At 64.9% G+C, this 22,388-nt stretch carries 23 protein-coding genes and 2 pseudogenes; 19 read left to right on the top strand and 6 right to left on the bottom strand.

Features of this window, described 5'->3' with window-relative positions; translation table 11 throughout:
• Positions 1-6 precede the first annotated feature (6 nt).
• Together B133_RS0113815 and B133_RS0113810 are read right to left on the bottom strand one after the other, a co-directional pair.
• Positions 7-1,335, bottom strand: coding sequence for a VOC family protein (locus B133_RS0113815; RefSeq protein ID WP_026256412.1), 1,329 nt, complete (start codon positions 1,333-1,335; stop codon positions 7-9).
• Positions 1,335-1,850, bottom strand: coding sequence for an RNA polymerase sigma factor (locus B133_RS0113810; protein ID WP_018601853.1), 516 nt, complete (start codon positions 1,848-1,850; stop codon positions 1,335-1,337). Before B133_RS0113810 ends, B133_RS0113815 begins: the two co-directional genes overlap by 1 nt.
• An 82-nt stretch (positions 1,851-1,932) precedes the next feature.
• On the opposite strand from B133_RS0113810, the gene B133_RS0113805 reads away from it, so the two are divergent.
• The 5 genes and pseudogenes from B133_RS0113805 to B133_RS0113785 all read left to right on the top strand — a co-directional run.
• Positions 1,933-2,190, top strand: coding sequence for a hypothetical protein (locus B133_RS0113805; RefSeq protein ID WP_026256411.1), 258 nt, complete (start codon positions 1,933-1,935; stop codon positions 2,188-2,190).
• 15 nt (positions 2,191-2,205) lie between these two features.
• Positions 2,206-2,980: pseudogene (locus B133_RS23750) on the top strand (alpha-hydroxy-acid oxidizing protein); the annotation flags it as partial.
• A gap of 215 nt (positions 2,981-3,195) precedes the next feature.
• Positions 3,196-3,699: a creatininase family protein gene (locus B133_RS0113795; RefSeq protein WP_018601849.1), complete on the top strand. Its 504-nt coding sequence runs from the start codon at positions 3,196-3,198 to the stop codon at positions 3,697-3,699.
• A complete protein-coding gene (gene mftF / locus B133_RS0113790; protein ID WP_018601847.1) occupies positions 3,696-5,108 on the top strand; it encodes a mycofactocin biosynthesis glycosyltransferase MftF in 1,413 nt (470 codons plus the stop codon). Before B133_RS0113795 ends, mftF begins: the two co-directional genes overlap by 4 nt.
• Positions 5,109-5,150: 42 nt before the next feature.
• Positions 5,151-5,545 (top strand): annotated as a pseudogene (locus B133_RS0113785) (GMC family oxidoreductase N-terminal domain-containing protein); the annotation flags it as partial.
• 46 nt (positions 5,546-5,591) lie between these two features.
• Here the strand turns inward: B133_RS0113785 and B133_RS24440 are convergent.
• Positions 5,592-5,753, bottom strand: a complete 162-nt coding sequence (locus B133_RS24440; protein ID WP_157625873.1) for a hypothetical protein — start codon at positions 5,751-5,753, stop codon at positions 5,592-5,594.
• A gap of 40 nt (positions 5,754-5,793) precedes the next feature.
• Here B133_RS24440 and B133_RS0113775 point away from each other — a divergent pair, with 40 nt between their 5' ends.
• Positions 5,794-7,437, top strand: coding sequence for a carboxylesterase family protein (locus B133_RS0113775; RefSeq protein ID WP_051088120.1), 1,644 nt, complete (start codon positions 5,794-5,796; stop codon positions 7,435-7,437).
• Positions 7,438-7,467: 30 nt separating this feature from the next.
• On the opposite strand, the gene B133_RS0113770 is transcribed toward B133_RS0113775, so the two are convergent.
• Positions 7,468-7,953, bottom strand: coding sequence for a hotdog fold domain-containing protein (locus B133_RS0113770; protein WP_018601842.1), 486 nt, complete (start codon positions 7,951-7,953; stop codon positions 7,468-7,470).
• Between the two features lie 473 nt (positions 7,954-8,426).
• Here B133_RS0113770 and rpsJ point away from each other — a divergent pair, with 473 nt between their 5' ends.
• The 11 genes from rpsJ to rpsQ are packed head-to-tail and all read left to right on the top strand — an operon-like array spanning position 8,427 to position 13,815.
• Entirely contained in the window at positions 8,427-8,732 is a 306-nt protein-coding gene (gene rpsJ / locus B133_RS0113765; RefSeq protein ID WP_003883485.1) for a 30S ribosomal protein S10, read from the top strand.
• Between the two features lie 27 nt (positions 8,733-8,759).
• Entirely contained in the window at positions 8,760-9,413 is a 654-nt protein-coding gene (rplC, locus tag B133_RS0113760; protein ID WP_026256407.1) for a 50S ribosomal protein L3, read from the top strand.
• On the top strand, positions 9,413-10,069 hold the full coding sequence (gene rplD / locus B133_RS0113755; RefSeq protein WP_018601840.1) for a 50S ribosomal protein L4: 657 nt from the start codon (positions 9,413-9,415) through the stop codon (positions 10,067-10,069). The genes rplC and rplD overlap by 1 nt, the downstream gene beginning before the upstream one ends.
• Entirely contained in the window at positions 10,069-10,371 is a 303-nt protein-coding gene (gene rplW, locus B133_RS0113750) for a 50S ribosomal protein L23 (RefSeq protein ID WP_018601839.1), read from the top strand. The genes rplD and rplW overlap by 1 nt, the downstream gene beginning before the upstream one ends.
• 28 nt (positions 10,372-10,399) lie before the next feature.
• Positions 10,400-11,236, top strand: coding sequence for a 50S ribosomal protein L2 (gene rplB, locus B133_RS0113745; RefSeq protein WP_018601838.1), 837 nt, complete (start codon positions 10,400-10,402; stop codon positions 11,234-11,236).
• 12 nt (positions 11,237-11,248) lie between these two features.
• Positions 11,249-11,530: a 30S ribosomal protein S19 gene (gene rpsS / locus B133_RS0113740; RefSeq protein WP_010908582.1), complete on the top strand. Its 282-nt coding sequence runs from the start codon at positions 11,249-11,251 to the stop codon at positions 11,528-11,530.
• Between the two features lie 3 nt (positions 11,531-11,533).
• On the top strand, positions 11,534-12,028 hold the full coding sequence (gene rplV / locus B133_RS0113735; protein WP_018601837.1) for a 50S ribosomal protein L22: 495 nt from the start codon (positions 11,534-11,536) through the stop codon (positions 12,026-12,028).
• Complete coding sequence (rpsC, locus tag B133_RS0113730) at positions 12,028-12,864, top strand: 30S ribosomal protein S3 (RefSeq protein ID WP_018601836.1); 837 nt, start codon at positions 12,028-12,030, stop codon at positions 12,862-12,864. Before rplV ends, rpsC begins: the two co-directional genes overlap by 1 nt.
• 2 nt (positions 12,865-12,866) lie before the next feature.
• Positions 12,867-13,283, top strand: a complete 417-nt coding sequence (gene rplP / locus B133_RS0113725; RefSeq protein WP_018601835.1) for a 50S ribosomal protein L16 — start codon at positions 12,867-12,869, stop codon at positions 13,281-13,283.
• Positions 13,283-13,516 (top strand): 50S ribosomal protein L29, encoded by a 234-nt coding sequence (gene rpmC / locus B133_RS0113720; RefSeq protein WP_019972298.1) that lies wholly within the window; start codon positions 13,283-13,285, stop codon positions 13,514-13,516. Before rplP ends, rpmC begins: the two co-directional genes overlap by 1 nt.
• Before the next feature lie 2 nt (positions 13,517-13,518).
• On the top strand, positions 13,519-13,815 hold the full coding sequence (rpsQ, locus tag B133_RS0113715; RefSeq protein ID WP_018601833.1) for a 30S ribosomal protein S17: 297 nt from the start codon (positions 13,519-13,521) through the stop codon (positions 13,813-13,815).
• A 106-nt stretch (positions 13,816-13,921) separates the two neighbouring features.
• Here rpsQ and B133_RS0113710 read toward each other — a convergent pair whose 3' ends face one another.
• Positions 13,922-16,249 (bottom strand): arylsulfatase, encoded by a 2,328-nt coding sequence (locus B133_RS0113710; protein ID WP_018601832.1) that lies wholly within the window; start codon positions 16,247-16,249, stop codon positions 13,922-13,924.
• A gap of 240 nt (positions 16,250-16,489) precedes the next feature.
• Positions 16,490-19,168, bottom strand: a complete 2,679-nt coding sequence (locus B133_RS22800) for a LuxR C-terminal-related transcriptional regulator (RefSeq protein ID WP_157625871.1) — start codon at positions 19,166-19,168, stop codon at positions 16,490-16,492.
• 36 nt (positions 19,169-19,204) lie between these two features.
• On the opposite strand from B133_RS22800, the gene B133_RS0113700 reads away from it, so the two are divergent.
• Complete coding sequence (locus B133_RS0113700; RefSeq protein ID WP_018601830.1) at positions 19,205-19,717, top strand: NUDIX domain-containing protein; 513 nt, start codon at positions 19,205-19,207, stop codon at positions 19,715-19,717.
• Positions 19,718-20,020: 303 nt separating this feature from the next.
• Entirely contained in the window at positions 20,021-22,372 is a 2,352-nt protein-coding gene (locus tag B133_RS0113695; protein ID WP_018601829.1) for an arylsulfatase, read from the top strand.
• The last annotated feature ends 16 nt before the right edge of the window (positions 22,373-22,388 follow it).

Raw genomic sequence — 22,388 nt, 5'->3', positions numbered from 1 at the left:
CTGCGATCAGAACTGGCCGAGGTAGAACCGGCTGCCCTGATCGTCGACGCACTCGGCCATCAATCCGTAGGGCTGCTGGGTCGGTTCCTGCAGGACTGTCCCGCCGACCTCCCGCACCCGGGCTACCGCGGCATCGATATCGGCGACGGTCCACATCGGCACCGCGGTCGTGGTTGAGCTGCCCCCGGCCACGCCTGACATCGGCTGGCTGCCCTGGATGCCCCAGCCGTCGTCGATATGGCCCGGTTCGAACGTCCAGGAGAACACTCGGCCGTAGAACTCCTTGAACGCTGCGGAATCGGTCACTTCGTAGGTGAGATACGAAAGTTCGCCTGGCCCTGCGCCATTGAGGGCGGGGCGGGGGACTTCGGTGGACGGCTGGAACACGGCGAAGGCCGTGCCGCTGGGATCGGTGGCGTCCAGGACCGTGCCGAATTCCATCGGCTGGGCTTCTCCGGCGACCCCGCCGCCCGCGGTGATGGCCCGCCGGGCCGCGTCCAGGTCGGTGACGGCGTAGCAGCAGAACAGCGTGGGCGCACCCGGCATCGGATAGATCCCGATGTGCTGCACCGTGTTGGTGACCTTGCGGGCGACCGGGTCATAGACCCAGTCCAGGACATGCCCGTAGAACGCCGCGGCCTTGTCGGGGTCGGGGGCCCACACCGACACATACCCGACATCGCCGTGCTGGATCAGCGCCGGCGAACCGGTAGACGGCCCGACCAGCATCCAGCGGTGACCAGCCGGGTCGATGATGGTCGCGTTGCGCGATCCATAGTTCTCGTACGGCTCCCGTTGCACCTGCGCACCATGGCGGCGGGCCCGATTCAATGCCGCATCCGTGTCGGTCACCTGTAGCAACAAGCTTACTGAATTCTCCTGTGGCGCCGGGGCTTTCAAACCCATCTCGGGAAACTCATCGGCCAGGTACAGTGTGCCGCCGGCGAGGGTGAGTTCGGCGTGGCCGATGCGGCCGTCATCCGTCACGATCGGTTCGCCGACCTGCACGGCGCCGAGCGCCTCGACGTACCAGGCGATGGCGGCACGGGCGTTGGGCACAGCCAGGTAGGGGACCGCGGCGGGCCGCGGAGATGATGTAGCGGCGGGCCGCGGAGATGATGTGGCGGCGGGCCGCGGAGATGATGTGGCGGCGGGTTCAGAGGTCAGGGCGGCGATGGCGTTATCGGTGCCGGTCATGACAACTCCTTGGGTTCGATTCGGAAGTGCGAGGGCTGATTCCAGACGCGCGCGCAGCCGGTCGGCGAATTGCGGATCGGGGGCAACCGGGAGGTCGGCGTCATTTAGCACGGTCAACGGGTCGCGGTTGTTGTTGATCATGACTTCCCTCCTTCCGGTCCTGGGTATTGCATTCGAAATGCCCGGCGGGCCCGCACCAGCAGGGCTTCGGTGGCATGAACGGTGCGACCGATCAGCTCGGCGCATTCGGGCACTGTGCAGTCGTCCATGTACCGCAGGGCGAGCACCGTTCGATGTTGCTCCGGCAGCCGGGCCAGGATGCTTTCGGCGACGATGCGGTCCAACTCCGCATCCCAGTCGTCGACCGGGTCGACCGGTTCGGGCAATTCGGCCACCGGAACGCTGAATCGGTCGTGGCGCCGCCGGTAGTGGTCGGCCAGCTTGTGCCGGGCCACCCCGATCAGCCATGGCACCGAAAGCTGCGGCGGGGACGGTTTGCGGGCGGCATCCATCGCCGCCAGGAACGTCTCCGACGTCAGATCCTCCGCAGTTCCGCGGTTACCGCAGCGCCGGACGAAGTACCCGTACACCACCGGCAGCGCCTCGTCGTAGAGGGCTAGCAGTGCCCGCGGAGCGTCTGTTTCGGCACTCACATCTCTATCGTCGCCGTTGAGGCCGTAACTCCGACACCCCAATCTCGCCGAAACCCATTCGCGCGGGGGCCGCGTGTGGGCGATGTTGGACGACATGATCGATGTCGACGCGTTCATCCGGGACGGGTTCGTCAAGGTGGAACAGGCGGTACCTTGCGAGATCGCTGAGGAGGCAAGGGATCTGCTGTGGGCACAGATAGGTCTGGCGCCTACAGAGCCACAGTCGTGGAAGCAGCCGGTGGTCTGGACCGCCGATCTGACCGGTGCCGGGCCGTTCGGCGAATTGGCGTCCATGCTGCTGCTGACCGAACCTCATACTCCTCCGGCCAGCGATACCTGATTCGAAACCGTTGCCATCGCTCAACAGCGAGCGAAGAAAGGTTCGCCGAAGGCCGTCTACTCCTCGCTGATCTCGGCCAGTGAGAGGGGCGTATCAGTTTCCGGCAACGTCGAAGCCTTTGCCGAGTTGGGCTTCGCCCGACATGTCATCGGTGCGCCGGAAAGCGCGAGATGTCGACAACCGTTATGGACCAAGATATTTCGATGCCTATCGTCATCTCACCGACCGGTGCGCAGACGGTCGGCCCCGCCGGCGAGGTTGCCGTCGCCCGTGCCGCGGCGGCCCGCGGTACCGCCATGGGGCTACCGTCGTTTGCCGGCGACGAGATCGCCGAGCGGGTGCTGCGTGCCCGGGAAGTTGGAGCCGTGGGCCTCAGGATCATCGTCAAGGTGTCGCCGGAGGTGCTCACCAAGCCACGCTGGTTGTGGAGTTTAGGCGAGTATCTGAACCCGCCCGACCTGCGGGTTCCCAACCAGGGCCGGCGTGGTGAGCCGGGGCTGCGGTTCTTCGAGGCCATACGGGCGGTGGATGGGCACCCCACGACCGACCTGAGAGGGCATCTCCTGGCTGCGTGAGCAGTGGGACGGTCCGGTCCTGCTCAAGGGCATGGTGCGCGTCGACGACGCCAAACATGCTGTCGAAGCTGGGGTTTCGGCGATCAGGCCGTGGTTTTGCTCGACGGCGGTATACGCCGGGGCAGCGGCGTAGTCAAAGCCGTGGCACCGGGCACCCGCGCCGTCTTGATCGGCGGGCCTAGCTGTGGGGTCGGCCAACGGGCGGCCGGCGTGGAGCATCCTGTCGGGCGGGATCGACTCGGCGCTGCGCACGCTGGGAGCGCCACCGGCCACTGGCAATTGACCAGGGGACTGGTCGGGGCGGATCGTAACGCGTAACCTCCTCGTGACAAAGGTGGCTGGAGAGGCGCACGTGATGGCTTTGGGGGGCCGGCGGAAAAGTTCCGGGGGATCGACTGCTGTTGATGCGTCAACAATTCGCGCACTCCAGGTGAATTCGGCCTACCATCGGCAAGTGGCTTCCCCCAGCGAGCTCGGGAACTCGACATCGAGGCAGCTACGCAACGTGTCATCCATGTTGGTAATCCCGGTCGGTTCTACCGGACAGCACGGACCGCATTTGCCGCGGGACACCGATACGCGCATCGCCTCGGCAGTTGCGGGTGCCGCGGTGGAGCGCCTCGACGGAGTCGCCGGGTCCAACTGGATCCTGGCGCCAGCCATCCGCTACGGAGCCGAGCACGAAGGCCTCGCCGGCACGGTGTCGATCGGCGCAGAAGCCGTCCGGCTTTCGTTGGTGGCGTACGGCAGATCAGCCATGAGTTGGGTGTCGCGGCTGGTGTTCGTCAACGGCCACCGGGGAAACGCGACCGTGCTGGCGGCGGCCACGGGGCTGCTTCGGTCCGAGGGGGAACGTATCTTTGCTGAGATGGTAAACGGGTGCACCGGCCGGATCCGGCGGTGGCGGCCTGACCGGAACGGGATGCTGACATGACCGGTCCGAGGTTGCCCGACGGCTTTGCCGTGCAGGTGGATCGTCGAGTCAAGGTGCTCGGTGAGGGGGCGGCTCTGCTCGGCGGCTCGCCGACGCGTCTGCTGCGGCTGGCGCCGAACGCGCAAACCATGCTCAACGGCGGCCGCCTCGAGGTGCGCGACGCCGTCAGTGCCCAACTGGCACGGACCCTGCTCGATGCCACCGTAGCCCACCCGCGGCCGGCCAGCGGGCCGTCGCATCGGGATGTCACTGTCGTCATTCCAGTACGCGACAACGTTTCTGGGTTGCATCGGTTGATCGGAACGCTGCGCGGGCTGCGGGTCATCGTGGTCGACGACGGCTCTGTGGTCCCCGTGTCGGAGGACGAGTTCGCCGCTATGCACTGCGACGTCCAAGTGCTGCGGCACACTCACAGCAAAGGACCTGCCGCCGCCCGCAACAGCGGTCTGTCAGCCTGCGACACAGACTTCGTGGCATTCCTCGACTCTGACGTCGTCCCGCGCCGTGGCTGGCTTGAGGCTTTGCTGGGGCACTTTTGCGATCCCACCGTCGCGCTCGTGGCACCCAGGATCGTCGGGCTGTGCACCACAGACAACCTGGTTGCTCGATACGAGGCTGTGCGGTCCTCGCTCGACCTGGGTGTGCGGGAGGCGCCGGTGGTGCCCTACGGAACGGTGTCCTATGTACCCAGCGCTGCGATCATCTGCCGGCGGTCGGCTCTGGTCGCGGTCGGTGGATTCGACGAGACCATGCAGTCCGGTGAGGATGTCGATCTGTGCTGGCGTTTTGTCGAGGCCGGCGCTCGGTTGCGGTACGAGCCCATCGCCCTGGTTGCCCACGATCATCGTACCGATCTTCGAGAGTGGCTCAGCCGCAAAGCCTTCTACGGCACATCGGCGGCTCCGCTGACAGTGCGGCATCCCGGCAAGACGGCGCCGTTGGTGATCTCCGGCTGGAGTCTGGTCGTCTGGTTGTTGCTGGCGATCGGCTCGTGTGTGGGCTACCTGGCGTCGCTGGTCGTTGCCGTCATGACCGGGCGTCGTATCGCCCGTTCTCTCAGCACGGTGGACACGGAGCCCAAGGACGTCGCCGTGGTGACCGCCACCGGACTGTGGTCCGCGGCCCTGCAGTTGTGTTCGGCGATCTGTCGGCACTACTGGCCCATTGCGCTGGTCGCCGCGCTGCTGTTCCGCCGAGCTCGGCAGGCGGTTTTGCTGGCGGCGGTGGTCGACGGGGTGGTTGACTGGGCGACCAGGCGCGGCAATGCCGATGACGACACCAAGCCCGTCGGCTTGCTGACCCACATCCTGCTCAAGCGTCTCGACGACATCGCCTACGGGGCGGGCCTGTGGGCCGGCGTTATCCGCGAGCGCAATCTCGGCGCTCTCAAACCGCAGCTGCGGAGTTAGCGCGGCCTCGGCAATTTTTGCCCCTCACGTCCGCAGTATGTTCTGATCGTCGGCGCCAGCAGCGCCGGATCGGTCTTGAGCCGAACGACTTTCCACCGACCCCTACTGCCACGTGTGTGTCGTGGAGGTCGGGTCGGCCCCCTCGGATCCTTGCGTCGCTGCTCAGATCAGCGACGGGCTGAGGCTTCCGATCGGCACCGCGAGCCGGGTGGTGCGCCACTACCGGTCGGCTTTGACCGAACACCTGCCCCGCCACGCTGAGATCATCCGGGGGTCGGTCGTCGGCGGCTCGGGAGCGGTCAACGGGGGCTACTTCTGCTTGGGGCGGCCCGGTGACTTCGACGGCTTGGGCGGTTGCGGGCCGGAGTTGGCGCGACGTGCTGCCGCACTTCCGAGTGATCGAAACCGCGGCCTCTCTCGTATCGGCTGCGACCGGGTCCGGTCATGCTCCAGCGGAGGTGCCGCACTGCGCTGGCTCGTGAATTAGTCAGTGGCGCTGTAGAAGTCGGCGGACCGTCGTGGTCCGCGCCGCAGCACCTTGCTGGCGATCACCAGTCGTGGGCCGCACGCGACCATCGCGATGATCGGTCCATCCTGGGCGCGCTTGTGCAGAAACTGCCCCAAACAATATTTGACAGATGTCAAATAGCCACTTTATGTGACCGGCGCCAATTCGGGTATCGGAATGGCGGATCGTAAACCGCTAGGCTCGGCGACTGTGCAGCCAGCAAAGGTGTGCCACTCGAGCCGTCGTCTGACGGCCATCGCCGCCGTGATCGTCTTCATGGTGGCGATGGTCCTTGCCGGTTGCGTCCGCGGGGCGAGCCGCACGGTATCGGGTTCGCCAGTGCCGACCGGTGATCCGTCCTTTGTTCACGTCGCGCAGGGAATATTGCGCGGCAATGTGGCGGTTGACCACCGGTTGTTCGCCGGAATTCCTTACGCGGCACCGCCTGTCGGACCGTTGCGATTCGCGCGGGCAGTTCCGGCCCCCGACTGGGCCGGGGTGCGCGACGCCTCCCGGTTCGGTCCCCGATGCATCCAGGACCCGTCGGCAGACCCCGAACGGGGGCGCAACACCTCCGAGGATTGTCTGAGCCTCAACGTGTGGACACCGCCGGTGTCGGGCGAACGCCGGCCGGTGATGGTGTGGATCCACGGTGGCGCCTTCGTCAACGGCAACAGTGGGGTTTACGACGCGCGCTGGCTGGCGGCGCGCGGCGACATCGTCGTCGTGACCATCAACTATCGCCTCGGCACGCTCGGGTTCCTGGCGCACCCCGCGCTCGGACCGGCGGGCGACGTCGGTAACTACGGGATGACCGACCAGCAGGCAGCGCTCCAGTGGGTACACGACAACATCTCCCAATTCGGTGGTGACCCCGACCAGGTGACCATTGCCGGTGAATCCGCCGGCGGCATGTCGGTGTGCGACCATCTCGTGGCTCCCGGCTCTGCGGGACTGTTTCGGGCGGCGATCCTCATGAGCGCGCCGTGCCAGGCGCAGGCGGACTTGGCGACCGCGCAACGCCGCAGTCTCGACTACGCCGCGACCGTCGGTTGCCAGGACCCGGTCACCGCCGCGGCCTGCCTGCGGTCGCTTCCGGTAGATCAGCTGCGAAAACCCGTCTGGTACTACAACATCGGCAGTGACGCACTGACCGGTCCGATCACCGGAACGAAGGTGCTGCCGGTTGCGCCACTGACGGCATTCGCGGCCGGACAAGCCGCCCGGGTGCCGGTGCTGATCGGCACCACCCGCGACGAGTTCACGTTGTTCGTGGCGCTGCGGTACCTGCTGGAGGGGGAGCGCTTTACCCCTGACGAATACCCGAGGCTACTCGCCGAGACATTCGGCGCCGACGCCGACAAGGTCGCCGCGCAGTACCCTGTAAGTCGGTATGGTGGTGTGGCGCAAGCATATTCGGCGTCAGTCACCGACAGCGATTTCGCCTGCGTGGCCGACCGGATGGCCGGCACGCTGCCGGGACCGGTGTACGTCTACGAATTCAACGACCGGGACGCTCCGGCGCCAGAACCCTTGCGAACCTTGCCATTCCCTGTCGGCGCGAGCCATTCGCTGGAGCTGCGGTATCTGTTCGACATCGGTGGTGCGCCGCCCCTGAATCCGGCTCAGCAGAAGCTGTCCGACGCCATGGTCGACGACTGGAGTCGATTCGTCTCCACCGGCAGTCCGGGATGGCCGGCCTCTGTCGGCACGCCCAGCCCGGCGGTCCGGATGTCGTTGCAGTCCGACGGCAGCCACATGGCCGGCGGATTCGCGCAGGAACACCAGTGCCCGTTCTGGGCCGGATTGAGAGGCCGCTGACGATGCCGACACCTGGGTCGGGCGTGGGCGTCAGGCCGGGGTGACCCAGGTGGTGATGTCGGCGTGCACGACTTCGACGCCGTGGCGGTCGGTAACGCTGACGGGTACCACGACGTCGGCGCCTTCGGTGATGTGCGCGAAGTCCGGCGGATCCAGCCGTGCCGTCGCGCGCAACGAGGTGGTGGCCTTGGCGAGGTAGTTCACCGTCATCGCCTTGGGGATCCACCGGTGGCTGGTCGGCACCGTCGCCTCCATCAGCATGCCCATTGCCATCTCGGCGGCATTGCACGCCGCGATGGCATGCACGGTGTGCAGGTGGTTGTAGACGAAGAACCACTTCGGCGCGGTCACCTCGGCCAGGCCGGGCTCCATGCGCACGACGTGCGGCACGATTGAGGCGAAATAGGGGACCCGGGCGGCCGCGGCCAGGGAGAACAGCCTGGTGCCCAGCGGCTTGCCGGCCAATTGCTGCCATGCTCGATAGGTGCTGGTCGGCGTCCCTGATCCGGGGGTCATGGCAACGATCTTACTGGGAAGTAAGATAAGTTGCGGTTGGTGAACGCCGACCCGATGCGCCCAGATTCACGTCAGGGACAAATCCGACGGCTAATCTGTCCCTGAGGTGAATCTCGGCGCGTACGAGTATTCGGCCCATGCTCCCGATGCTGCAGGAAGCCGTTTGACCAGGGATTTGGAGCGGGCTGGGATCTAAGGCATACTGTTCGGGTTGCCCTGCGCCAGGTACTTCCTGGCCGGGCATCCGACCGGCGCCCAAATGGGCGCATCCGGTCCCAGCCTCGATCGTGACGGATTTCCTGAGCGGGCGAGTGTGCACGAGGGCGACACGCCCGACCGCGGGGACCGGTGGACCATAGACAGGTAAACAGCGGCGGCAAATCTCGGCGCGATCCGCGCCGGGGCACCAGGCCCGACGGGTTCGTCCCGGGACGGCCGGCCGATGTACGAAGCAGGAGCGAGGTAGGAGAAGCGTGGCGGGACAGAAGATCCGCATCAGGCTCAAGGCCTACGACCATGAGGCCATTGACGCCTCGGCGCGCAAGATCGTCGAAACGGTCACCCGTACCGGTGCCAGTGTGGTGGGCCCCGTGCCGCTGCCGACCGAGAAGAACGTGTACTGCGTTATCCGGTCCCCGCACAAGTACAAGGACTCGCGGGAGCATTTCGAGATGCGCACGCACAAGCGGCTGATCGACATCCTCGACCCGACGCCCAAGACCGTTGACGCTCTCATGCGCATCGATCTGCCGGCCAGTGTCGACGTCAATATTCAGTAGTTATCCCAGTAGGAGATCCCGAATCAAATGGCTAGAAAAGGCATTTTGGGCACCAAGCTGGGCATGACGCAGGTGTTCGACGAGAACAACAAAGTCGTCCCGGTGACGGTCGTCAAGGCCGGCCCCAACGTGGTGACCCGTATCCGTACCCCCGAGCGCGATGGCTACAGCGCTGTGCAGCTCGCTTACGGCGAGATCAGCCCGCGCAAGGTCAACAAGCCGGTCACCGGTCAGTACGCCGCCGCGGGCGTGAACCCGCGCCGGCACCTGGCCGAGTTGCGGCTCGATGACGAGGCTGCCGCCGCCGAGTACGAGGTGGGTCAGGAACTGACCGCCGAGATCTTCGCCGACGGTGCTTACGTCGACGTGACCGGCACCAGCAAGGGCAAGGGCTTCGCCGGCACCATGAAGCGTCACGGTTTCAGTGGCCAGGGCGCCGCACACGGTGCCCAGGCAGTGCACCGCCGCCCCGGTTCGATCGGTGGCTGCGCCACCCCGGGCCGCGTGTTCAAGGGCACCCGGATGTCGGGCCGTATGGGCAACGATCGGGTGACCACCCAGAATCTCAAGGTGCACAAGGTCGATGCCGAGAACGGCGTGCTGTTGATCAAGGGCGCCATCCCCGGACGTAACGGTGGACTGGTTGTCGTCCGCAGCGCAATCAAGCGAGGCGAGAAGTAATGACACTCAAAGTTGACGTCAAGACTCCGGCAGGTAACACGGACGGCACGGTAGAACTGCCGGCTGCCCTGTTCGATGTCGAGCCCAACATCGCGCTGATGCACCAGGTGGTCACCGCGCAGCTGGCCGCCAAGCGTCAGGGCACGCACGCGACCAAGACTCGCGGTGCGGTCTCCGGTGGTGGAAAGAAGCCGTACCGGCAGAAGGGCACCGGCCGCGCCCGTCAGGGCTCGACCCGCGCGCCGCAGTTCACCGGTGGTGGCGTCGTTCACGGCCCGCAGCCGCGCGACTACAGCCAGCGGACCCCGAAGAAGATGATCGCCGCCGCCCTGCGCGGCGCGCTTTCGGACCGGGCCCGCAACGAGCGCATCCACGCAGTCACCGAGTTGATCGAGGGCCAAACCCCGTCGACTAAGGGTGCCAAGGCATTCCTGAGCACGCTGACGGAGAACAAGAAGGTGCTCGTCGTCATCGGTCGCACCGACGAGGTGGGCGCCAAGAGCGTGCGCAATCTGCCTGGCGTGCATGTGATCTCGCCGGATCAGCTCAACACCTACGACGTGCTCAACGCCGACGACGTGGTGTTTTCGGTCGAGGCGCTGAACGCCTACATCGCCTCGAGCACCAAGGACCAGAAAGAAGAGGTGTCGGCCTGATGGCAACCGTGACCGACCCCCGCGACATCATCCTGGCTCCGGTCATCTCGGAGAAGTCGTACGGGCTGATCGAGGACAATGTGTACACCTTTGTGGTGCACCCGGATTCGAACAAGACACAGATCAAGATCGCTATCGAGAAGATCTTCAACGTCAAGGTCGATTCGGTGAACACCGCCAACCGGCAGGGCAAGCGCAAGCGCACTCGCGCTGGTTTCGGGCAGCGCAAGAGCACCAAGCGCGCCATCGTCACGTTGGCTGCGGGCAGCAAGCCGATCGATCTGTTCGGAGCGCCGGCCTAGAGCCGGGAACTAAGAGGATTTAACTGATATGGGAATTCGCAAGTACAAGCCGACGACTCCGGGTCGTCGCGGTGCCAGCGTCTCCGATTTCGCCGAGATCACTCGTTCGACTCCGGAGAAGTCGCTGGTTCGCCCGCTGAGCGGCACCGGTGGGCGTAATGCCCACGGCCGCATCACCACCCGACACAAGGGTGGCGGCCACAAGCGCGCCTACCGCGTCATCGACTTCCGTCGCCATGACAAGGACGGCGTCAACGCCAAGGTCGCGCACATCGAGTACGACCCGAACCGGACCGCGAACATCGCGCTGCTCCACTTCCTCGACGGCGAGAAGCGCTACATCATCGCGCCGCAGGGCATCAAGCAGGGTGACGTGATCGAGTCGGGCGCCAACGCCGACATCAAGCCGGGTAACAACCTGCCGCTGCGCAACATCCCGGCCGGCACCGTGATCCACGCCGTGGAGCTGCGGCCCGGTGGTGGGGCCAAGCTGGCCCGTTCCGCCGGTGTCAGCATCCAGCTGCTCGGCAAGGAAGGCACTTACGCCTCGCTGCGTATGCCGTCGGGTGAGATCCGTCGTGTCGACGTCCGCTGCCGTGCCACCGTCGGCGAGGTCGGCAACGCCGAACAGGCCAACATCAACTGGGGTAAGGCCGGCCGTATGCGGTGGAAGGGCAAGCGTCCCACCGTCCGTGGCGTCGTGATGAACCCTGTCGACCACCCGCACGGTGGTGGTGAGGGTAAGACCTCCGGTGGCCGTCACCCGGTGAGCCCGTGGGGCAAGCCTGAGGGCCGCACCCGTAAGCCCAAGAAGGCGAGCGACAAGCTCATCGTCCGACGCCGGCGCACCGGCAAGAAGCGCTAGGAGTAAATAGCGATGCCACGCAGCCTGAAGAAGGGTCCGTTCGTCGACGACCATCTGCTCAAGAAGGTCGACGTTCAGAACGAGAAGAACACCAAGCAGGTCATCAAGACCTGGTCGCGTCGGTCCACCATCATCCCGGACTTCATCGGGCACACCTTCGCCGTCCACGACGGTCGCAAGCACGTGCCGGTGTTCGTCACCGAGGCGATGGTCGGACACAAGCTGGGCGAGTTTGCACCGACCCGTACGTTCAAGGGTCACATCAAGGACGACCGGAAAGCGAAGCGGCGGTAGGCCATGACGACTACGACTGAATATCCGTCCGCGACGGCGAAGGCGCGCTTTGTGCGCATCTCGCCGACCAAGGCCCGTCGCGTTATCGACCTGGTCCGCGGCAAGAGCGTCGAGGAAGCCCTCGACATCCTGCGGTGGGCGCCTCAGGCCGCCAGCGAGCCGGTCGCCAAGGTGATCGCGAGCGCTGCCGCCAACGCGCAGAACAACGAGGGGTTGGATCCGACCACGCTGGTTGTCGCCACCGTCTACGCAGACGAGGGCCCGACCGCCAAGCGCATCCGCCCGCGTGCCCAGGGCCGTGCCTTCCGAATTCGCAAGCGCACCAGCCACATCACCGTGATCGTCGAAAGTAGGCCGAGCCGTTCCGAACGGGGTGGCTCCGCGGGCTCTGCACGCAGCCGTCGTGCTCAGGGAAGCAAGGCTTCCGCTGCCGCGAAGGCGGCAGCCTCAGACACGGCCGCGAAGAACACCGCCGAGACGAAGGGAGGCTCGGAGTAGTGGGCCAGAAGATCAACCCCCACGGTTTCCGACTCGGTATCACGACCGACTGGAAGTCCCGGTGGTACGCCGACAAGCAGTACAAGGATTACGTCAAGGAAGACGTCGCGATCCGTCGCCTGCTGGCCACCGGCCTGGAGCGGGCCGGTATCGCCGATGTGGAGATCGAGCGCACCCGGGACCGGGTTCGCGTTGACATCCACACCGCGCGCCCCGGCATCGTCATCGGTCGCCGTGGCACCGAGGCCGACCGGATTCGCGCCGACCTGGAGAAGCTGACCGGCAAGCAGGTGCAGCTCAACATCCTTGAGGTGAAAAACCCTGAGTCGCAGGCTCAGTTGGTCGCCCAGGGCGTTGCCGAGCAGCTGAGCAACCGTGTCGCGTTCCGTCGTGCCATGCGCAAGGCGATCCAGTCGGCGATGCGTCAGCCCAACGTCAAGGGCATCCGGGTGCAGTGCTCGGGCCGCCTCGGCGGTGCTGAGATGAGTCGCTCGGAGTTCTACCGCGAGGGCCGGGTCCCGCTGCACACGCTGCGGGCCGACATCGACTATGGCCTTTACGAGGCCAAGACCACCTTCGGCCGGATCGGCGTGAAGGTGTGGATCTACAAGGGCGACATCGTCGGTGGTAAGCGCGAGCTCACCGCCGCCGCGCCGGCCGGTTCCGACCGCCCGCGTCGTGAGCGTCCGTCGGGTACCCGTCCGCGTCGTAGCGGTTCCTCGGGCACCACGGCGACGAGTACCGAGGCCGGCCGCGCTGCGACCGAAGATGCGCCCGCCGCTACTGAGGCCGCTGCTGTCGAGGCTGCGCCGGCCGCTGAGAGCACGGAGAGCTGAACATGCTGATTCCCCGTAAGGTCAAGCACCGCAAGCAACATCACCCCGAGCAGCGTGGCATCGCCAGCGGCGGCACGTCGGTGAGCTTCGGCGACTATGGCATCCAGGCGCTGGAACACGCCTACATCACCAACCGGCAGATCGAGTCCGCTCGTATCGCCATCAACCGGCACATCAAACGTGGCGGCAAGGTGTGGATCAACATCTTCCCGGACCGCCCGCTGACCAAGAAGCCCGCCGAAACCCGCATGGGTTCCGGTAAGGGTTCGCCGGAGTGGTGGGTCGCCAACGTCAAGCCTGGCCGCGTGCTGTTCGAGATCAGCTATCCCGATGAGAAGATCGCCAAGGAAGCGCTGACCCGTGCAATCCACAAGTTGCCGATCAAGGCACGCATCGTGAGTCGAGAGGAGCAGTTCTGATGGCAGTGGGAACTTCGCCTGGTGAACTGCGCGAACTGACCGACGACGAGTTGAAGGACAAGCTCCGCGAGTCCAAGGAAGAGCTGTTCAACCTGCGCTTCCAGATGGCGACCGGGCAGCTCGCGAACAATCGGCGGCTGCGCGTCGTACGCCAGGAGATTGCACGGCTTTACACCGTGCTGCGTGAACGTGAGTTGGGCCTGGCTTCCGGGCCCAGTGGTGAGGAATCGTAAAGATGGCAGAAACTAAGGGCCCTAAGCACACGCCGGCCACCGAGAAGCCCCGCGGCCGTCGCAAGACCGCCATCGGCTACGTGGTCAGCGACAAGATGCAGAAGACCATCGTGGTCGAGCTGGAAGATCGTAAGAGCCACCCGCTCTACGGCAAGATCATCCGCACCACCAAGAAGGTCAAGGCGCACGACGAGAACGGCGATGCCGGCATCGGCGACCGCGTGTCGCTGATGGAGACTCGGCCGCTGTCGGCCACCAAGCGGTGGCGGCTGGTCGAGGTGCTGGAACGCGCCAAGTAATTTCTCTGCGCGAGCAGACACAAAAAGTGCCCCAAATCCGAAGATTTGGGGCACTTTTTGTGTCTGCTCGCCCTCAAGGTAGTTCACTGCATGTGGATTCCAGATGCTATTCCCGGGCCAGCATTGCGTGCGCTTCAATGTCTTCGTTGACGTAGTGATCGCCCTGCAGCGTGATGGTGACGTGGTCGATGGCGATACCCGTCAGCGTGAATTCCGCCGCGTACTCCTTGCTGACCGGGTCCGCGGTATCGCGTCCGACGGCAAGACCTTCGCCGGCGAGGCTGAATTTTCCGGGCTGCGTACGTAGTGCACCGCTGCCGACCTCGGTGCCGTCGACGGAGAGGTGCAGGGTGCCGTTGGCGACACCGGGCGGATCCTCCGAATCTTTGATGAATTCGGCGACGATCGAATGCTGCCCAGGTGTCAGCGGTTGTTCGCCGGATATCAGGGTCTCGTTGATGCCCAGGAAGTTGTAGGCGTAGTGGGGGCGGCTGTCCTTGAGGAACAGCGAGTAGCCGCCGAACCGGCTGCCCTGGGCGACCAGCACGCCGGAGGCTGGGTCGGCTGCGATGTCGATGTCGGCGCGGACCTTGAACGAACGATTGCGGATGTTCGGCGCCACACCCTCGGGAATGTCGGCGGTCCCCGGGTAGTAGGTGAACTCGGTTCGGTGTGCGCTGGCGCTGGGTCGCTCCAGGGTCAGCCGTTCGCGTGCGGTGCGGTCATCGAGCGGAAATACGTTGTTGCGGCCGGCGATGGCAAACCACATGCCGACCATCTCGGCGACCTTGTCCGGGTGATCTGTGGCGACATCGTGCATTTCGGCCCGGTCGGTCTCGGTGTGGTACAGCTCCCAGGTATCGGTGCCGAATTTTCCGACGCCCGACAGGGCGCCGTGGCGGGCGACGATCTTCCAGCCGTCGTGGTAGAGCGCCCGGGTGCCGAGCATCTCGTAATACTGTGTGGTGCGGGTGCTTTCGGCATCGGATTGGTCGAAGCTGTACCGCATCGACACGCCTTGGATGGGGTACTGGGTGATGCCGTTGATCGCATCCGGTGGGGTGATCTGAGCGCAGTCGTACACGGTGGGCACGATGTCGACCGCATGGTGATACTGGTCGCGGAACTGTCCACCGACCGCGGCTGTCTCGACCGGCCATGACACGATCAACGGGTCCGCGATGCCGCCTTCCAGTGTGTAACGCTTGAACATCTTGTACGGGGTGTTGAACGCCACGGCCCACCCGGTGGGGTAGTGGTTGTAGGTGTCGGGCCCGCCGAGCAGGTCGAGTTTCTCCAGGTTCTCCTTGAGGTCATCCGGCCAGTTGTTGAAGAACTTGTTCTCGTTGACCGAACCGTTGGGGCTGCCTTCGCCGCTGGCACCGTTGTCGGAGACGACGACGATGACGGTGTTGTCCAGCTGGTCCGTCTGTTCCAGGTAGTCGATCAGCCGGCCGAGTTCGTGGTCGGTGTAGCTGGAGAAGCCCGCGTATACCTCGGCCATCCTGGAGAACAGCTTTTTCTCGTCGTCGTTGAGTTCGTCCCATGGCCGCACCAAGTCGATCTCGGCGATCACCTCGGGTGCCGGCCACGGGTTGATCGGGGCCATCTCGGTGTCCGCGGGCACAACACCCAACTGCTTCATCCGTTCGAGGGTCTTCTCGCGGTACACCTCGTAGCCCTCGTCGAACACACCCCGGTACTTGTCGATCCACTCCTTGGGTGAGTGGTGCGGCGCATGGTTGGCGCCGAACGCCAAGTACATGAGCCAGGGCTTGTCGGGATTCACCTGTTGGCCGTCACGGATAAATTCGATCGAGCGGTCCACCAGGTCCTTGGACAGGTGGTAGCCGTCGTCCGGAAGGTAGGGCTGGTCGACAGTGTGGTTGTCGTAGACGAGATCGGGGAACCACTGGTTGCTCTCCCCGCCGAGGAAGCCGTAGTAGCGCTCGAATCCGCGACCTAGCGGCCAGGTGCGCCGCGACGCGCCCATGTTCGACTCGTTCTCTGGGGTGAGGTGCCACTTGCCGACGCAGTAAGTGCTGTATCCGTTGTTTCGCAGCACTTCTGCCACAGTTCCTGATTCGGGCGGGATGACCGCGGACTGACCGGGATATCCGGACGCACCCTCTACGATGCACGCCATTCCGTTCATGTGCGCGTTGCGGCCGGTGAGCAGGGATGAGCGGGTAGGTGAGCACAGCGCCGTGGTGTGCCAGTTGGAGTACCGCAGACCTCGTTCGGCTATCCGGTTCAACGTCGGCATCTCGATCAAGCCTCCGAAGGTGTCCCACGCGCCGATGCCGGTGTCGTCCCACACCACGTACAGCACATTCGGTGCGCCGTCTCGGGCCTGCGGCGGCGCGAACGGGCCCCAATCCTCTTTGGAATCCCGTACGTCCATGTTGATCACGCCGGTGAACTCAGCGACCATGTGGCGCACCTTTCGTTCGGTAATCCGTTGTCGGGTAGTGCGATTGGTGATGCAGCCTAGCTATGTGATCCGGTGCCGGATACCGCTCACCGGACGGTCGTGGGTGGACGCGCACTTCGGCGTCTGAATCGAAACACTAGTTTTGTCGCCCAGCGACTGCATCACCCGAAAAGGATGAGAGCGGTATGTGCTCAATTCGGGCCGGTGCCACAGGCCGTGCGTCGGGCGCACCGGGTGCGATCACGTGCGGGCGATCTGGACCGCTTCGCGACGGTTCGCCACCCCCAACTTGCGGTAGATGGCGCGCTGGTGCGTCTTGATCGTGTTCACCGACACGCCGAGGCGGGCGGCAATGTCGTCCGCGGTCAACGGTGTCCGCAGAAATGCCAACACTTCTCGCTCCCGCACGGTCAGCGATCGTTCGGGTGGTGGTGTCTGGCGGACGGCGGCGCGCTCGCAGAGCGTGACGCACTCGTCGAGGAAGGTGCCGTACGCCGTCTCCGAAGCGTGCGAGGACAACAGCTCGAGGCATGCCGGGTCCGCATGGTCGATGAACGGGTAGCGCACCTGTTCCGGAGCGGCTGCGGTCAGGCACTTTTCGAGGTTGTGGTGCGCCTGCACGCCGCGGCCCGACTCCCAATCCAGCAGCGCGAGAACGAGATGTCCGTAGGATCGGCTGTAGGGCTGTGCCTCGGAGTCGGTTGCCACGCCGGCAAGTCGCCGGGCCAGCGGTGTGTCACCCAACCGGCGGCAGATGCCCGACGCGATCGCAAACATCATCGGCAGGTACTTTCTACCCTCGAGTTGTGTTGTCATCGCCAGGGCCTCGGCACGGGCACCGCGCATCTCGGCCAGCCTGGCACGGCTCGTCAATTTGTAACTGGTCCAAGGCACTCCGTGGCTGTCGGCGTCGGGGATGCGGTCGACCGCATCCCCGGCGATGTCGATCAGCTTGTGATCGCCCAGCGTAGCCACGGTGAGCGCCAACATCATTCGTCCTACATCCGGGTACCCTGACCCGATCGTCTGATCCATCGCCAGGAAGTCGTCGCGTGCCGGCTCCAGATCGCCACGCCAGAAGCGTACGAAGCCTTCGGTGAACTGTTCGATGCCGCCGCCATCGTGGGAGAGCCACAGATGCGGATCGGAATCGGAATCGGAATCGGAATCGGAATCGTGGTGAGTATTCTGTCCGCCGTCATTCAGGAACCGCATCGCACGGTCGAACTCACCGCCTCCGACCATGGCGAATGCGAGGCTGGTGCGGCTGCGTTCGACCAATTCGTGCAGCCCCTGCGCTCGACACTCGTGGATGGCCGATTCGAGCAGTACCGTGCCCTGGGATCCGTGGCGCAGCCGCGAGTGTGCCCAACCGAGAACGAACAGTGCGCAGGCGTACACGGTGGGCGGCGCGATGGTCCGGTCGACGAGCGCAGCCTCGGCCCGCTCGGCCGCGGCCACCATGGTGTCGTGGTCGGCCGATATCAAAACCTGCGATATGTCGGCGATGAATGCCATTCGCCGGGAGGCGGTTTCGTCCAGATTATGGGCGCCGGCCCGGCCGAGCAGCAGTTTGGCGGTAAGGGTGTCACCGGCGAGGTCACGGCAACATGCCCGGATCATCAGCAGCTCGGGCTTCTCGCCGAACGCGCCGGCCACCTCGGTGCAGGCGCGGTCGAGCGTTTCGGTGCGTGATTGCAGCAGAAGTTCGAGCCAGTGGTCCGTGATGATGCCGACGGCGAGTCCGGCAGCTTCCGCGCGGATGGCGTGGTCCACCGCTTGCAACGGGTAGCTCTGCGCCAGCGCATCGGCGGCCAGAGCGTTGAGCCGCAGCCACCGGTCCGGGTCGTTGTTCTGCAGGATTGCCTGGCAATGCCGGGCGAACATCGAGTGCCAGCGGTAGACGGCCCCTTCGCCGGAACCGAACCGTTCGATGAACAGTCCGGATCCGGTGCACTCGCTGATCAAGTCGGCCACGTGCGTCCGCTCGGACAGGACACGAGCGAGGTGGTCATCGAGCCGCGTGGAAACAGTTGTGCTGAGTACGAAGTCGCCGAGTTCGGGCCGCATCCGCCTTAGCACAACGGAGCGAATGTAGTCGGTCATGTCCGATTCCGAGCTGAGCAGTTGCGTTTCGAGCCGACTGACCAGCATCAGGCGTACTGCGGCAGGCCATCCGGCGGTCGTCGTCAAGATGGCCTCGGCTTGATCAGGACTGACGGGCCGATCCAGGTTGGCGGCAGCCTCGATGATGTCGTCGGCGGTCATGGCAAGTTCTTCCCGCCCGATCTGTGCGAGATGTCCGTGCATCATCAACCGGGTCAGCGCGGGATCTAGTGCGCCGGTGGTGATCAGGATCAGACGCAGCCATGGTGGCGCATGCTCGACGAAGTTTGCGAAATCTGCGCCGTCAGCCGCGTACCGGGAGTGCTGGAAATCGTCGATCACCACGGTGATCGGATCGGGGCTCTCCGACGGCGCGATCGCCGCGATCGTCGTCGTTGCCGAGACCGAGTCGAAAGCTGCGGTCAGCCTCCGGTGCATCGCGGCGTCGCCGCGGTCGTGGGCGGCCTCCTGCAATGCCGTGATCACGCCGCGCAGCAGATCACCACTGTCGGCCACCCGATCGGTCAGGGTCAGCCACGAAACCGAACCGGGCACCTCCTCACGGCGGGCAGTGGCCCATTGCGTCACGGACACCGTTTTGCCGAATCCTGAAGGTGCGGTCACCACGGTGGCCCGGTGTGTCGTCACGTGCTTCGTCAGTGTCGCGGCGATGGCCGGGCGGTCCACCATCTCCGGGTTGGGCGCCGGCGGCGTGGCCAGGAACCACGGGACTGGGCCCAGCGTCGGGGTACCGCCGGTGTACTGCATGAACGGGAAGTTTAGTTCGGCCCGCACGAATTTCGGCCAGCTCACCACGGAATTCGGTCACCGCTTCACTATCGTGAGGGGGTGGCTGACGAGCAGGTAACGGTGTACGACGCGGACGGCAACGTCACAGGCACGGCCCTGCGATCGCAGGTGTATGCCGAGGGGCTGTGGCATGGCAGTGCAGGAGTGCTGCTTCGTTCGACCGATGGCGACCGGATCTATGTGCATCGACGGACGACCACCAAGGCGGTGTTTGCCGGGATGCACGATTGCCTCGCTGGCGGGGTCGTGGATCCCGGCGAGACACCGGTACAGACCGCGACCCGTGAACTGGCTGAGGAACTCGGCATCGTCGATGTGCCGTTGACACCGCTGGCATCGACGTCGTGGGACGGGCAATGGGCGGGAAAACCGATGCGCTGCCACCTTTTTGCCTTTGAGGCCCGCTCCGACGGTCCGATCCGCCATCAGCCCGAGGAGATCAGCGCCGGCTGGTGGTGGACAGACGGTGAGCTGGCCACCCATCTAGCAGACCCGGACTGGCCCTTCGTGCCCGACACTCGGGTGCTGATCCCGCAATTGCTGCGGGTCTGACCGGCAAGCCGCTCACGTCAATATCCGTGGGCTACGACTGCGGACGTTTCTTACTGTGCTGCAAACGAACTCGGCTTCTCGCTATGTTCTCCGCAATTGGAGGGTGTCGCGTCGCTGGGCTGGGGTGGCAATCACGAGCGAACCAGCTCGGGTGAGCTATTGTGCACGTCGGCGCCCAACTCTGAAGGCTGACAGCGTGTTGTCCGCCTCATCAGTTTCCCCAGCAACCTTCAGCATGCGGGTGTAATCTCCGGGCGACTGCCCTAAGCGGCGCCTTTCGTCAAACCTGGATCGAGGCTCACCATGGCTACCGAGTTCAACGGCAAGATCGAGCTGGACATCCGGGACTCCGAGCCGGACTGGGGGCCGTATGCGGCGCCGACCGCCGTTGAGAACGCGCCCAACGTGCTGTATCTGGTGTGGGACGACACCGGCATTGCGACCTGGGACTGCTTCGGCGGACTGGTGGACATGCCCGCGATGAGCCGCATCGCCGAACGCGGAGTGCGACTGTCGCAGTTCCACACCACCGCGTTGTGTTCGCCGACCCGGGCCTCGCTGCTCACCGGCCGCAACGCCACGACGGTGGGGATGGCCACCATCGAGGAGTTCACCGACGGATTCCCCAACTGCAACGGGCGGATTCCGTTCGACACCGCGCTGCTGTCGGAGGTACTCACCGAGAACGGCTACAACACCTACTGCGTGGGCAAGTGGCATCTGACGCCGTTGGAGGAGTCAAACCTCGCTGCCACCAAACGGCATTGGCCATGCTCGCGCGGTTTCGAACGGTTCTACGGATTCATGGGCGGCGAGACCGATCAGTGGTACCCGGATCTGGTGTACGACAACCATCCCGTCGATCCGCCGGGCACGCCCGAGGAGGGCTATCACCTGTCGAAGGATCTCGCCGACAAGACCATCGAATTCATCCAGGACGCCAAGGTGATCGCGCCGGACAAGCCGTGGTTCACCTATCTGTGTCCCGGAGCCGGCCACGCCCCGCACCATGTGTTCAAGGAGTGGGCCGACCACTACACGGGCCGATTCGACATGGGCTACGAGCAGTACCGCGAAATCGTGCTGGAGAATCAGAAACGCCTCGGCATCGTGCCGTCCGACACCGAGCTGTCGCCGATCAACCCGTACGCAGATATCAAGGGGCCCAACGGGGAACCGTGGCCGCTCCAGGACACGGTGCGACCGTGGGACACGCTCAGCGACGATGAGAAGCGGCTGTTCAGCCGGATGGCCGAGGTGTTCGCCGGGTTCCTGTCCTACACCGACGCCCAGATCGGGCGCATCCTCGACTATCTCGACGAATCCGGTCAGTTGGACAACACGATCATCGTGGTGATCTCCGACAACGGCGCTAGCGGCGAGGGCGGCCCGAACGGATCGGTCAACGAGACGAAGTTCTTCAACGGCTACATCGACACCGCCGAAGAGGGACTCCGGTTCATCGACCTGCTGGGCTCGCCGGATACCTACAATCACTATCCGATCGGCTGGGCGATGGCGTTCAACACGCCGTACAAGCTGTTCAAGCGGTATGCCTCCCACGAGGGTGGCATCGCTGATACCGCAATCATCTCGTGGCCCAACGGAATTGCCGCGCACGGCGAGGTCCGCGACAACTACGTCAACGTTTGCGACATCACTCCGACGGTGTACGACCTGCTGGAGATCACGCCTCCCGCCACCGTGCGCGGAGTTGCGCAGAAGCCGCTGGACGGGGTGAGTTTCAAAGTGGCGCTGGATAATCCGACTGCGCCGACAGGCAAGGAGACCCAGTTCTACACGATGCTCGGCACCCGTGGCGTCTGGCACAAGGGCTGGTTTGCCAACACCGTGCACGCCGCTACGCCGGCCGGCTGGTCCCATTTCGAGGCCGACCGCTGGGAGCTGTTCCACATCGAATCCGATCGCAGCCAGTGCCACGACCTGGCCGCCGAGCAGCCGGACAAACTCGAAGAACTCAAGGCGCTCTGGTTCAGCGAAGCCGACAAATACAACGGTCTGCCTCTGGCCGATCTCAACATCCTCGAGACCATGACGCGGTGGCGTCCGTATCTGGCGGGCGCCAGGTCCACCTACACCTACTACCCGAGCACCGCCGAGGTCGGTTTGGGCGCGACCGCCGAACTGCGCGGGCAGTCGTTCAAGGTGCTGGTCGAACTCACCATCGACAGTCCCGACGCCCAGGGTGTGCTGTTCAAACAGGGTGGCGCACACGGCGGACACGTCTTGTACGTCGCGGACGGACGGCTGCACTATGTGTACAACTTCCTCGGCGAAATTGAGCAGCAGCTGACCTCGCCGGATCCGATTCCGTTGGGACGACACATCTTCGGTGTGCGGTACCAGCGCACCGGCACGGTCGAGAACAGTCACACGCCGCTGGGCGACACGGCGTTGTTCATCGACGACGTCGCAGTGGCCGAACTGCCGGATATGCGGAGTCACCCCGGCATGTTCGCGCTCGCCGGGGGTGGCATCTGCATCGGACGCAACACAGGCTCGGCGGTATCGAAGAATTATCGTGGGCAGTTCGGCTTCACCGGCGGAACCATCGCCAGGTGCACCGTCGACCTGTCGGGCGAACCGTACGAAGACGTCGAAGCCGCTCTGGCCTTGGCCTTCTGCAAGGATTGATGAAACGGCACACCTA

Source organism: Mycobacterium sp. 155 (assembly GCF_000373905.1).
Classification (GTDB): Bacteria; Actinomycetota; Actinomycetes; order Mycobacteriales; family Mycobacteriaceae; genus Mycobacterium.
Note: the sequence above shows the minus strand (reverse complement) of the source record. Positions and strands in the feature narration are given on the sequence as shown.

Excerpts from the sequence above, each read along its gene's own strand:
- rplD (WP_018601840.1), top strand. The coding sequence starts at position 9,413 with ATGACACTCAAAGTTGACGTCAAGACTCCGGCAGGTAACACGGACGGC.
- rplV (WP_018601837.1), top strand. The coding sequence starts at position 11,534 with ATGACGACTACGACTGAATATCCGTCCGCGACGGCGAAGGCGCGCTTT.
- B133_RS0113710 (WP_018601832.1), bottom strand. The coding sequence starts at position 16,249 with ATGGTCGCTGAGTTCACCGGCGTGATCAACATGGACGTACGGGATTCC.
- rplB (WP_018601838.1), top strand. The coding sequence starts at position 10,400 with ATGGGAATTCGCAAGTACAAGCCGACGACTCCGGGTCGTCGCGGTGCC.
- B133_RS0113775 (WP_051088120.1), top strand. The coding sequence starts at position 5,794 with ATGGCGGATCGTAAACCGCTAGGCTCGGCGACTGTGCAGCCAGCAAAG.
- B133_RS0113805 (WP_026256411.1), top strand. The coding sequence starts at position 1,933 with ATGTTGGACGACATGATCGATGTCGACGCGTTCATCCGGGACGGGTTC.
- rplC (WP_026256407.1), top strand. The coding sequence starts at position 8,760 with ATGGCTAGAAAAGGCATTTTGGGCACCAAGCTGGGCATGACGCAGGTG.
- rpsS (WP_010908582.1), top strand. The coding sequence starts at position 11,249 with ATGCCACGCAGCCTGAAGAAGGGTCCGTTCGTCGACGACCATCTGCTC.
- rplP (WP_018601835.1), top strand. The coding sequence starts at position 12,867 with ATGCTGATTCCCCGTAAGGTCAAGCACCGCAAGCAACATCACCCCGAG.
- rpsQ (WP_018601833.1), top strand. The coding sequence starts at position 13,519 with ATGGCAGAAACTAAGGGCCCTAAGCACACGCCGGCCACCGAGAAGCCC.
- rplW (WP_018601839.1), top strand. The coding sequence starts at position 10,069 with ATGGCAACCGTGACCGACCCCCGCGACATCATCCTGGCTCCGGTCATC.
- rpmC (WP_019972298.1), top strand. The coding sequence starts at position 13,283 with ATGGCAGTGGGAACTTCGCCTGGTGAACTGCGCGAACTGACCGACGAC.
- B133_RS0113770 (WP_018601842.1), bottom strand. The coding sequence starts at position 7,953 with ATGACCCCCGGATCAGGGACGCCGACCAGCACCTATCGAGCATGGCAG.
- B133_RS0113695 (WP_018601829.1), top strand. The coding sequence starts at position 20,021 with ATGGCTACCGAGTTCAACGGCAAGATCGAGCTGGACATCCGGGACTCC.
- mftF (WP_018601847.1), top strand. The coding sequence starts at position 3,696 with ATGACCGGTCCGAGGTTGCCCGACGGCTTTGCCGTGCAGGTGGATCGT.